The sequence below is a fragment of the Janthinobacterium saanense genome (assembly GCF_014200675.1).
Lineage (GTDB): Bacteria > Pseudomonadota > Gammaproteobacteria > Burkholderiales > Burkholderiaceae_D > Janthinobacterium.
On record NZ_JACHCI010000008.1, the window covers coordinates 208673 to 217725 of the forward strand.

General features: G+C 56.3%; 5 protein-coding genes. 4 read left to right on the forward strand and 1 reads right to left on the reverse strand.

Features of this window, described 5'->3' with window-relative positions; translation table 11 throughout:
• Positions 1 to 142: 142 nt before the first annotated feature.
• A complete protein-coding gene (locus HDE72_RS13640) occupies positions 143 to 1966 on the reverse strand; it encodes an ABC transporter substrate-binding protein (protein WP_409254966.1) in 1824 nt (607 codons plus the stop codon).
• Positions 1967 to 2168: 202 nt separating this feature from the next.
• Between HDE72_RS13640 and HDE72_RS13645 the strand changes: the two genes are divergently transcribed.
• The 4 genes from HDE72_RS13645 (at position 2169) to HDE72_RS13660 (ending at position 8658) form a co-directional block, all read left to right on the forward strand.
• Complete coding sequence (locus HDE72_RS13645) at positions 2169 to 3407, forward strand: nucleoside recognition domain-containing protein (protein WP_183741664.1); 1239 nt, start codon at positions 2169 to 2171, stop codon at positions 3405 to 3407.
• 8 nt (positions 3408 to 3415) lie between these two features.
• On the forward strand, positions 3416 to 4927 hold the full coding sequence (gene dacB / locus HDE72_RS13650; protein WP_183741666.1) for a D-alanyl-D-alanine carboxypeptidase/D-alanyl-D-alanine endopeptidase: 1512 nt from the start codon (positions 3416 to 3418) through the stop codon (positions 4925 to 4927).
• A gap of 483 nt (positions 4928 to 5410) precedes the next feature.
• Positions 5411 to 7150, forward strand: coding sequence for a phospholipase C (locus tag HDE72_RS13655; protein WP_183741668.1), 1740 nt, complete (start codon positions 5411 to 5413; stop codon positions 7148 to 7150).
• A 119-nt stretch (positions 7151 to 7269) separates the two neighbouring features.
• The gene (locus tag HDE72_RS13660) at positions 7270 to 8658 is read left to right on the forward strand and encodes a cytochrome-c peroxidase (RefSeq protein WP_183741671.1); all 1389 of its coding nucleotides are present in this window, start codon (positions 7270 to 7272) and stop codon (positions 8656 to 8658) included.
• The last annotated feature ends 395 nt before the right edge of the window (positions 8659 to 9053 follow it).

Sequence of the window (9053 nt, forward strand, 5' to 3'; positions counted from 1 at the left end):
GTATTACTGCTTCTAATGACTTCTACGCATGACTTTATTTGTTTTCAATTTCAGAGTAACGCCTTGCCTCAAACACCCGCTAATGAAAAATGCTTTCCTAACTATAACTTTTTGGAATGAATGCCTTTTTCTCAGACCATGGTCACTTGCCAGCCGGGCGACCCCGTGTCATATCGACGTCCAGATAGCGCCAGGACGTGAATTCAACGGGATGACGCCTGTAGTTTTTTAGCCACGGCTGCTGCAAGTCGGCTGAGATAGGATGTGTCAGCAGTACCCACGGCGTGTATGCATGGATCAGCTGTGACATGTCGAAGTACAGACTGCGGCGGCGCGGCGTATCGGACAGCAGGCGCGCCTCCTCATAGCGTTTATTGTAATCGGGTAAATTAAATCGGGCATAGTTGGCGCGGCCAACGTTGCCACCGTACAACAATTGCATAAAGTTATCACCGTCAGGAAAGTCCGCCACCCAGTTGGTCTCGAACATCTGTACCTTGCCCAGGCGCGAAGCCTTGATGATCTCGGTCTTCTTGTCGCTCTTGAATTCCACGCGCAAGCCGATGGCGTTCAAGTTGCGGCGCCACAATTCATCACGCAAACGCCCCACCATATTCGCTTCCGTATGCATGGAGAGGATCAAGGGCGTGCCGTCCGGCTGGTGCCGGAAACCATCCGCCCCCAGCTTGTAGCCATAGCGGTCCAGCAGGGCGCGCGCCAGCGCCGGATCGTAGCCGACGGGGCTGCGGTAATCCTTGTCATAACCGAGCACATTGGGCGGCAACGGCGATTGCGCGGGCAAGGCCAGGCCCTTCTTCAGCAAGGCGATATCTTCGCGGCTGTTGTAGCTGAGGGCGATGGCGCGCCGCAGGGCCAGCTTGTCCCTGGTATAGCCGCCCAGCACCGGGTCTTCCATATTCATCCACATGTAATACGTCTGCAGCACGGGAAAGCGGTCCAGGGTGATGCCCTTGGTCGCCAGTTCCGGCTTCAACTTGCCGTGCACCAGCACCATGTCCGTCAGCGATTCCGGCACTTGCTCCAGATAATCGAATTCGCCTTTCAAGAAACCCAGCATGCGCGATTGATATTCCTCAACGATGCGCACCTCGATGCGCTGAACCAGCGGCAATTGCCTACCTTCCAGCGCAGTGGCAATCGCCTGGTCTGCGGGCGGCAAGGTAGCCAGCGCTGCCGGTTCCGTATGAAACAGACTTTTTCGGAAAGTCGGGTTGGCCTGCAGCACGATCTTGTCGCTGCGCTTCCATTCCTTGATCATGAACGGCCCCGTGCCGACCGGGTGATTGCCGAACTGGCCGGCCGCCGGATACGCTTCAGCCACTTCGCGCGCCACCACGCCGGTGGCCGGCATGGCCAGGTAAAACAGGAAGTTCGGGTCGACGCCATTCAAGCGTATGCGCAAGGTGTATTTGTCCAGCGCCTGCAAGCCGGCGATCGGCGTGTCATAGCTGAACCTGGCTTTCAGCGCTGCATCGCCCACCAGTTTGTCTTCCAGCAAAAACAGCCACGGCGATTTCAGATTGGGGTCATACAGCCGCGTCAGGCTGTACACATAATCTTGCGCCGTCACTTCACGCGGCTTGCCCTTGAAAGCCGGGTCGGGCGTAAAGAAAATGCCAGGCTGTAGCTGAAAGGTATAACTACGGCCGCCATCCTCGACCTTGGGCAAGCCGCGCGCCGTATTGCCCTGCAATTTGACGGGGCGCGCCAGGTAGTCATAGCGCAGCAGCGGGTCAAACACGTTTTCCATCAGGTTCAGGCTGGCGATGTCTGACGCCACGGCCGGGTCCAGGCCCGTCTCGCTGGTGCTCAGGAACAAGTGCAAGGTCTTGCCGGCGCGGGCGTCAGCATCAGCATCAGCCGCCTCGGTCGCGGCATGGCTGCCGCTGGTGAAAAGAAGCGCGATGGCCAGGCCGGCAGCGCAGGCGGTTTTATGGACAGACATCATCAGTATTCCAGTACAGAGGGAAAGGCGTCACCGAGACTACGCGGGCAAGCCATGGGGCGCCAATGAAAACAGACTGCCAGCTTATAACTTTTTGGCATGTGATTGCTGCATTCTTTCATCAACTCGTATCGGGCTGCCTCTATACTTTGCTTGCAGCTACATTCCCCCGTCCCGCAACACCGCACTGCAAAGAACTGATATGGCACTTAATTACATCTGGTCCGGCTTTTTCCTCGTTGGTTTCCTCGCTGCCGTCTTGCAGTGGTTGTTTCTCGGTGACACGGATATCTTCAAGCGCATCATCGATGGCACGTTTGAAACGGCGCGCATGGGCGTGATGGATATCGCCCTGCCCTTGGCCGGCGTGATGACTTTATGGCTGGGGATCATGAATATCGGCGAGAAGGCTGGCATCGTGGGCTGGCTGGCGAAAGTGATCGCGCCCTTCTTTTCACGGATCTTCCCTGAAATTCCCAAGGATCATCCGGCCACCGGCCACATGGTGATGAATTTCTCGGCCAACCTCTTAGGCCTGGACAATGCCGCCACGCCGTTTGGCTTGAAAGCCATGGAAAGCCTGCAAACCCTGAATCCGAACAAGGACGAGGCGACCAATGCGCAAATCATGTTCCTGGTGCTGCATACCTCGGGCCTGACCCTGATACCGCTGGCCATCATGGCGCAGCGCTCGATTTTGGGCGCGGCCGATCCTTCCGACATCTTTATTCCCTGCATGATCGCCACTTATGTGGCCACCGTGGTCGGCATCATTACCGTTTCCATCAAGCAGCGCATCAATCTGATCAACCGAGTCGTGCTGGGCTGGCTAGGCGGCATGACCAGCGCCATCGTCGCGCTGATCTGGTATTTCACGCACTACCTGACAAAACAGGAAATCGAGCTGGTATCGAAGGTGGTCAGCAATCTGGTATTGATCAGCGTGATCGCCATCTTCATCATCGGCGCCCTGCGCAAGCGTGTGAACGTGTACGACGCTTTTATCGAGGGCGCGAAAGGCGGCATCCAGACCTCGATCACCGTAATTCCCTATCTGGTCGGCATGCTGGTGGCCATCAGCGTGATCCGCAATGCGGGCGTGTTCAATTTTGTGATGCAGGGCTTGAACTGGGTGTTTGCCAATCTGGGCATCAATACCGACTTCGTGCCGGCCCTGCCGACCGCCATGATGAAGCCGCTCAGCGGTTCCGGCTCGAAAGCCATGATGATCGACGCCATGAATACCTACGGCGTCGACTCCTTCGTCGGCCGCCTCGCTTGCGTGTTCCAGGGCTCGGCCGACACCACCTTCTATATCGTGGCCTTGTACTTCGGCTCGGTGGGCATCCGCAAGACGCGTTATGCCATCACGGCCGGACTGATCGCCGATCTGGCCGGCGTGATCGCCGCCATCTTTGTCGCCTACGTCTTTTTCCATTAAGGAGAGCCATGTTACGTCCAGTCTTACTACGTCCACTCTTGCTTGCCGCCTTGCTCGCCGGCATAGGTAGTGCTCACGCGCAATTACCTGAAGCCGTCAGCCTGCTATTGCGTAGCGCGAATATTCCGGAAGACGCCATCGGCGCGATTGTCTTGCGCGGCAATACCACCGTGCTGTCGCATGGCGCCGAGCGCAGCATGGAACCGGCGTCCACCATGAAAATCGTCACCACCGCCGTCAGCCTGGAGCAATTGGGCCCGATCTTCCGGGGCCGCACGGAATTGCGCACCAGCGCCGACGTCATCAATGGCGTGCTGAAAGGTGATTTGATACTGCGCGGTGGCGCCGATACGGATTTCAATGCCGATGTGCTCGAACACATGCTGCAAACCCTGCGCAACCAGGGCATCACCACCATCAAGGGCGATCTGATACTCGATCGCCAGCTGTTCCAGCCAGCCCGGCCCGATATCGGTGCGCCGCCCTTCGATGAGTCAAGCGAGTTCCGCTACAACGTCATCCCTGACGCCTTGCTGCTGAACACGAATCTGCTCGATATCGAACTGAATTCGACCGAAGGGAAATTGAAACTGCTGATGATGCCGCCGCTGGACAATGTCAGCATCGGCAGCGACATGAAGCTGATTAAAGGCAATTGCGCCAGGTGGGAAGATGGCTGGCGCCCGCCCGAATATGTGCGTGGCCCGAACGGCCAGCTGCAAGTGATATTGCACGGCACCTTCCCGCAAAACTGCAAGAAGGCCACCAGCATCAATGTGCTGGACCGCACGGATTATGCAGACCGCTTGTTCCGTGCCACCTGGAAACGCCTGGGCGGCACGCTGATGGGCAGCGTGCGCGAAGCAGCACCGTCAGGAGTTGCCCCCACAGCCGACCCGGTCGGCACACGTATGCTGGCCGATCACGTGGCGCGCGCCCTCCCGGAAGTATTGCGTGACACTAACAAGAATTCGGACAATACCCTGGCCCGCACCCTGTTTTTCAGCCTGGGCAGCTTGCAAAGCGATGGCTGGCTGGGCAGCCGCCCCGTCGCCATGGCAGCGCCAGAAGACACGGCAACACGCGCGCGGCAAGTCATCCATGAATGGATGGTTCAGCATAATATCGATGACCAGAGCTTGCAGATTGACAACGGCTCTGGCCTGTCGCGCACGGAACGTGTTTCACCGCGCCTGATAGCGGGCGTGCTGCAGGCGATGCAGCAAAGCGTGTGGGCGCCCGAGTTCCAGTCCAGCCTGCCCATCGCCGCCCTCGACGGCACCATGCGCAAACGCCTGCTGAACAGCCCGGCAGCAGCGCGGGCACGCATCAAAACCGGTAGCTTGAATAATGTGGTGGCCATCGCCGGCTACGTTCCCGACGCCGACAACCAACTGTGCATCGTGGTCGCCATGATCAACAGCAAGCTGGCAGGCAACGGCAATGGCCGCGCCATTACCGATGCGCTGATAGACTGGGTCGCCAAAAGCAGCGCCATGCCAGTGATAGCCGGTCAATAAAGAACAGCCATAAAAGCAAAAAGCAGCGCGTAGCGGTGCTTTTTTTGTCAGCGGCAAGCCGCGCCACCTAAGCAAGGTATTCAGCTTGAACTTGCCGATGGCCATAGACCGGATGACTTTCTCGACCAGATTGTTGTGTATCGGCAGCGTGCCCGAGGCGGCATAACGCTCCAGCGCCGGACTTGCCAATTGCTGGCGCAGCGTCCCCTGTTTTTCCCACATTTGCTATCGCTTCTCGTGTAACACCTTGCATCTCCTGCATAGATCAATGTAATAGTTTGTCGATAATTATCAGGAATGCATATCGGCGGCGCTTGCAAACTTGCCATCTTTAGTCACGACGTCACAATACGGTCATAAATCCGTCTCATACTTATGGTTGCAACGCAAAACGTTGTCAATTATGCATTACCTATATTCATTTCGAATGATCGTGGCGTTGCCTTGACGGCAGCATCACATGTATTCCAGGAGCCTGTCGATATGTTAATTAATAATAATTCTCTTAAGATTTTATGCGGAAGTGTTGCGTTAGCGCTCACCGTCGTCGCTTGTAGTTCAGGCGATAGCTCGCCTGTGGCGAGTAGCGGAAATGGATCTCCCACGCCGCCTGTTTCGGCACAGGACGCGTTGACAACCACAACGCCGATCAAGCACCTGGTCGTGATCTTCAGTGAAAACCGCTCGTTTGATCATTATTTTGGCACCTATCCCAACGCAGCGAACCCGCTCAACGAGCCGGCCTTCAATGCGGCTCCCGGCACTGCCGTGCCGAACAACCTGACGCAAGGCACACTGCTGACGAATAACCCGAATTTCCGCAATCCGCAAAATAATGCCACTGCTCCCGGTAGCGGTATCAATCCATTCCGTCTGGATCGCAGCCAGGCGAATACCAATGGCCAATCGCACGACTACGCGAACGAGCAATTGGCCTACAACAATGGCGCGGCCGACCTGTTCCCTGCAAAAACCGGTAACAACGGTGGCGGAAGCGGCACCAAGTTCGGTACACCCGGTCTCGTCATGGGCTACTACGATGGCAATACGGTCACGGCACTCTGGAACTACGCCCAGAATTTCGCCATGAGCGACAATATGTACACTGATACGTACGGCCCTTCGACGCCGGGCGCACTCGAAGTGGTGTCTGGTCAGACCAATGGCGCCATCCCGGCAAACGGTGCGGCGCAAGGTGACAATGTGATTGCCGACGGGGCTGGTGGTTTCACGATGAACGGCGACTCCGATCCGGTCGGTGACGCTTGCTCTTCGACCTCCGCCAGCAGCCTCGTGCAAATGAGTTCGAACAACAAGAACATCGGCGACCTGTTGAATGCCCAAAACATCACCTGGGGTGGTTTCATGGGCGGCTTCAATCTCGCCACCGTCAACGCCAACGGAACAAATGGCTGCAAGCGCAGTACGTATTCGAGTGTACTGGCCGCCAACTCGACGGACTATGTGCCTCACCATGCCTGGTTCCAGTATTATCCGACTACGCAAAATCCAGCGCATACCCGTCCAAGCTCGACTGCTGTGATCGGCGCCACCGATCCGCTCGACAGCACAGCGACTCCAGTGCATCATCAATATGACGTGAATGACTTCTTCGCTGCTGTGTCTGCAGGTAACTTCCCCTCGGTAAGCTACATCAAGGCGCCCGCCGTCGGCGATGCGCATCCTGGCAATTCCGATCCACTCGATGAACAGGCATTTATCGCCAACGTGGTGAACTTCCTGCAACAGCAGCCAGACTGGAAGAATACCGCCGTGGTCGTGACATACGACGACTCGGATGGCTGGTACGACCATGCCTATACGGCACCGACCACCTCCTCATTCGACCCCGTGCATGACCAGTTGAACGGTGTGGGTTCCTGCACTTCAAGCGCTGCAAAACAAGGCGTTGGCGTCACCGGCAGTGCAGTCAACGGCCGTTGCGGCCCTGGCACCCGCGTTCCGTTATTGGTCATTTCGCCTTATGCGAAGGTCAACTATATCGACCATACCCAAGTCACTCAGGCGTCGATCGTCCAGTTCATCGAGGATAACTGGCTGGGGGGTAAGCGTCTCGGTAACGGTTCACACGATGCAACAACGGGCAGCATCATGAGCCTGTTCAATTTCAAACCCGCCAACCCTGCGCCACCAGTCTATATCGACACGACAAGCGGCCTGAAGGTTTCAACACCTCCTGTTGTTAACACCAATCTGAGCTGATAATCGGCCGCCTTGCGCACCAGCGGAAGACGGCTTAACAGCAGACACTGCTGCTAATTCTCCAGCCAACCCCAAAAAATCCAGCATATCGAATTTTTTGGGGTTTAAACGATACCACCATGCCCACGACATCTTTTCGCCGCTTCGTTCGCCGAGGCTGGTCGATAGCAATCCTCAGCGCCGCGGTGATCTGTATCGCCGCGACCATCGCGCAATATTACCGTCCCCAAGCTCTGCCGGAACCGATAGCGCAGCTCGCCGGAAATCTGTTCGGCATCAACCCTCACCCGGTCAAGCTTGTGCGTCCTCCAGTTATGCAGCTTAGCGCCGTCGCCCTGATTGGCCAGCGCATATTTAACGACCCGACGCTCTCGGCATCAGGCAGGCAATCTTGTGCGTCCTGCCATAACGCGCAAAACGGATATGGGCCGCCCAATGGACAATCGGTGCAACTTGGCGGCCTGCACCTGGCGACAGCCGGCTTGCGGGCCGTGCCCTCGTTGGCCTACCTGTATCGCCAGTCTGTATTCGGTATCGGTCCTGAAGCCGGAGAGACCGACACGCCGCCGAATCTCGATCAACTCGCCTCCTCCGCCCTCAATACGCCTCGCCAGCAAAAGGCCGCAGACGTCAAGCTGGCGGCACCAGCAATGGTGCCGCAGGGCGGGTTCTTCTGGGACGGCCGTGCGAGCACCCTTCAGGACCAGGCAATCGGTCCTTTGACCAATCCGGCCGAGATGGCCAACGTGGACAATGCCGAGGTCGCGCGTAAGTTGGCGAAAGCTGGTTATGGCGCCGAATTGGCTAAAATTTTCGGTACAGCGGTGACGAAGGACCCGAACTTGTTCGTTTCCGAGGCCATGTTCGCAATCGGCCGTTACCAATTCGAAGATGCTTCGTTTCATGCGTTCTCCAGCAAGTACGACTATTGGCTGGAAGGGCATGCACGATTAACGTCGTCGGAACAACGTGGCATGGTGCTTTTCAACGATAAAAACAAGGGAAATTGCGCCGCGTGCCATTTGAGTCAACCGTCCCAGGATGGTCAGCCACCGCTGTTTACCGATACGCAATACGAAGCGCTGGGAGTTCCCCGTAACCGGGATTTACCGGCAAATCGTGCTGCAATGTTCTACGACATGGGCATCTGCGGCCCTCTCCGTCGAGATATGGCGACACAATCGCAGTACTGCGGCATGTTCCTGACCCCGACCCTGCGCAATGCGGCAATGCGAAAAGTCTTCTTCCATAACGGTGTCTATCACGACCTGAAGCAAGTCCTGGATTTTTATAATTTGCGGGCAACGCAACCCGAAAAAATTTATCCGCACGATAAAAATGGACATGTTCAACAATACGATGACCTACCTGCAAGCGATCACGCCAATATCGACGTCTTCGATGCACCGTTCGACAAAAAAGCTGGCGATAAGCCGCCGTTGAACGACGCAGAGATCGCTGACCTTATCGCTTTCTTGAAGATACTTAACGATGGATATAAACCATGATGACTCATCGAGCAGAGAGATATCCGAAGTGGAAGTAATCCCTCTATTTTAAAGCGCTAAAAGCAGAGCTTAAGCGGCCAGGCGCAGCTGCTGTTTGGGTGTGATACTGCCATCTGGGGCCGGTCCGATATATGGGGCCGGCTGATTATCGAGGGTACGAATGAGGAGCTCGGACGGTTTCAGTTGAACGACTTCAATTCATAGAGAATCGTTAAACGCCGGCATTTTTTCATCTGCAGAGCGTGAAATGGGCACCACCAGACGAAAAAAAACCCGCCAATTTCTTGACGGGTTTTTCTCTACTACGAATAACAAGCCTGACAATAACCTACTTTCACACTGGTTGCAGCACTATCATCGGCGCAAAGTTGTTTCACGGTCCTGTTCGGGATGGG

Bases quoted from the DNA above. Each gene is read 5' to 3' on its own strand.
- HDE72_RS13640 (WP_409254966.1), bottom strand. From the start codon at position 1,966: ATGTCTGTCCATAAAACCGCCTGCGCTGCCGGCCTGGCCATCGCGCTT.
- HDE72_RS13645 (WP_183741664.1), top strand. From the start codon at position 2,169: ATGGCACTTAATTACATCTGGTCCGGCTTTTTCCTCGTTGGTTTCCTC.
- dacB (WP_183741666.1), top strand. From the start codon at position 3,416: ATGTTACGTCCAGTCTTACTACGTCCACTCTTGCTTGCCGCCTTGCTC.
- HDE72_RS13655 (WP_183741668.1), top strand. From the start codon at position 5,411: ATGTTAATTAATAATAATTCTCTTAAGATTTTATGCGGAAGTGTTGCG.
- HDE72_RS13660 (WP_183741671.1), top strand. From the start codon at position 7,270: ATGCCCACGACATCTTTTCGCCGCTTCGTTCGCCGAGGCTGGTCGATA.